Consider the following 2,434-nt stretch of genomic DNA (forward strand, 5'->3'; position numbering starts at 1 on the left):
CGGCCCTCGTGATATCCCCCGAGGGGATCCGCCCGGGCCCGCCACCCCTCTTCGAGTGCGGGCGAATCGAGCTTGCGATTCTCAGGCGATCCGCAGGTTACGGGCGGGGCGACGGCAGTGCCAGAGGAAGCGGGGCGCGCGGGCTTAACGGGGGGTGACGCATCGGCGGGCTATTGCCGGGGAGGCCGGACGGCCGTGGTCCGAGGGGTCGATCCGGATGGCGCACTCGAGGAGCTCGGCGCTCCTCCACAGGGCCTGGATCGGCGCGGGCATCCCCGGGAGCGATCGTCACGATCCCGAGCCCTCAGGACTCGGAGCCCCGCCGGACCCGCAGCCGCGTCTCCTCGAGGTCGAGCAGCGACTGGGCGTCGCGGAGGATGCGCTGCGGGTAGGCGCGGCGCGAGCGCGCGTCGAGCAGGGCCTCCCGCTCGGCCGCGACCACGGCGAGGCGCAGCGCCCGGTAGAGACGGTGCGGAGTGTCCGCGACCGACCTCTCCGTGCCGCGCGAGCGCTCCCAGGCGGCCTCGGAGCGGAGGAACGACGTCTGGCGCACCCGCTCCAGGACGTCCGGAGCGACGGTGTCGGCGCCCTCGACGGCGTCGCCCGGGCGCTCGAGCACCGAGAGGCCCTTCTCGGTGATCTCGTCGAGCAGGCCCGCGAGCGCCCGCTGGTCCTCGGGCACGTCGATCCCGCGGATGCCCAGCGCGCGGATCAGCAGCGGCAGCGTGCTGCCCTGGATCAGCAGGGTCGCCACGGCCACGGTGAAGGCGATCAGCACGAGCTGCGGGCGGTACGGGATGTCCTCGGGCAGCGACTGCGCGGCCGCGAGGGTCACCACTCCGCGCATCCCGGACCAGCCGAGCACCAGACCGCCGCGCCAGCCGATGCCGTTGCGGCTGAAGTGCCGGTAGTCGCTGCGCCGCAGCAGGTAGCGCCGCTTCGCCCGGCCGCGCTCCTCCTTCGGCAGCTCCTGCGCCTCGGGCGACTCGAGCAGCTCCTTCTGCTCGCGGGCCCGGCGCTCGGCCCGGCGGGTCTGCCAGCGCTCGCCGAGGAGGACCGGCCCGACCCAGAGGAAGCGCACGACGATCAGCCCGACCACCGCGATCAGCCCGATCCCGACCGCTCCGGGCACCGAGAGGCGCGCGCTGTCGGCGTCGTGGATCAGCGAGCGGATCTCGAGACCGATCAGCAGGAACACGCCGTTCTCGAGCAGGAACTGCACGGTCCGCCAGTTGATCCGGTCGTTCACCCGCGACTGGGCGGTGAAGGCGCGGGAGGAGGCGTGCCCGGTGTGCAGGCCGGCGACGACCACGGCGAGCACGCCCGAGGCGCCCAGGCCCTCCGCGGGGATGAACGCGACGAAGGGGACGATGAAGGAGAGGACGGTGTTGAGCACCGGGTCCTCGAGCCGCGAGCGGACGAAGACGGTGACGACGCTGGCCACGAACCCGACCACGACGGCCACGACGACCGCGTAGAGGAAGTCGCCGATCGCGGCCCACGGCGTCGCCAGCGTCCCCGCGGCGGCGGCGAGGGCCGAGCGGAGGAGTACCAGCGCGGTCGCGTCGTTGATCAGCCCCTCGCCCTCGAGCAGGGTGAGCAGCCGCGGCGGGAGGCCGAGGCGCCGGCCGACCGAGGTCGCGGCGACGGCGTCGGGCGGGCTGATGATCGCGCCCACGGCGATCGCCAGGCCCAGCCCGAGGTCGGGGAGGAGGAGGAAGAGGAGCGCGCCGACGCCGGCCGCCGAGATCAGCACCAGCACGACCGACAGGCCGGTGATGGTGGTGAGGTTCCGGCGGAAGTCGATGAACGGGACGCTGAGCGCCGCCGCGTAGAGCAGCGGCGGCAGCACGCCGTCGAGCACCCACTCGTGCGGGACGACCACCTCCGGCACTCCGGGGATGTAGGAGACGCCGACGCCGGCCAGCACGAGGACGATCGGGGCGGCGACGCCGAGGCGCCGCGAGAAGACGGCGACCGCGACCAGGACCGAGACTCCGATGATCGCGGCGATGCCCAGCTCCATCAGCGGAGTCTCTCGGGGGCGCAGAAGGGCATGGTCTCGTCTCCAGGGGGTGGCGGGCGATCGCCCGGGACGAGTCTGCGCCTCTCGGCGGATGCGGGGCAGGGGGTTGCGAGCACCCGGCGTCCCGCGCCGGGGTCAGCCGTCGTCGCGAGCGGCGCGGCGGTCGAGCAGGCGGGCGAGCGCGAGGAGGAGCGCCATGGCGCCGAGCGCCGCGACGGCCAGGGCGAGCGCGGCGCCGGGCTCGAGCGTGATCCCGCGCTCGACGACCTGCGCGCGCAGCACCGGGTCGGCCGAGACGACGAGCAGGCCGATCGAGGCGGCGGCGAGGACGAGTCCGTAGAGGACGGCGCCGACGCGGATCCGCGTCGGCGCCGTCCTCTACGGACTCGTCCTCGCCGCCGCCTCGAT

2 protein-coding genes are annotated in these 2,434 nt (G+C 74.4%); both read right to left on the minus strand.

Going from position 1 to position 2,434, the window contains the following annotated elements; all coding sequences use genetic code 11:
* Positions 1–304: 304 nt before the first annotated feature.
* Positions 305–2,026, minus strand: a complete 1,722-nt coding sequence (locus C5C49_RS16645) for a sodium:proton antiporter (protein WP_104346620.1) — start codon at positions 2,024–2,026, stop codon at positions 305–307.
* A 135-nt stretch (positions 2,027–2,161) separates the two neighbouring features.
* Positions 2,162–2,308, minus strand: coding sequence for a hypothetical protein (locus tag C5C49_RS17165; RefSeq protein WP_181125774.1), 147 nt, complete (start codon positions 2,306–2,308; stop codon positions 2,162–2,164).
* Positions 2,309–2,434: the final 126 nt, after the last annotated feature.

The sequence above is a fragment of the Rathayibacter sp. AY1E2 genome (genome assembly GCF_002932325.1).
Lineage (GTDB): Bacteria > Actinomycetota > Actinomycetes > Actinomycetales > Microbacteriaceae > Rathayibacter.

Coding starts and splice junctions, on each gene's coding strand:
- C5C49_RS16645 (WP_104346620.1), bottom strand. CDS start 2,026: ATGGAGCTGGGCATCGCCGCGATCATCGGAGTCTCGGTCCTGGTCGCG.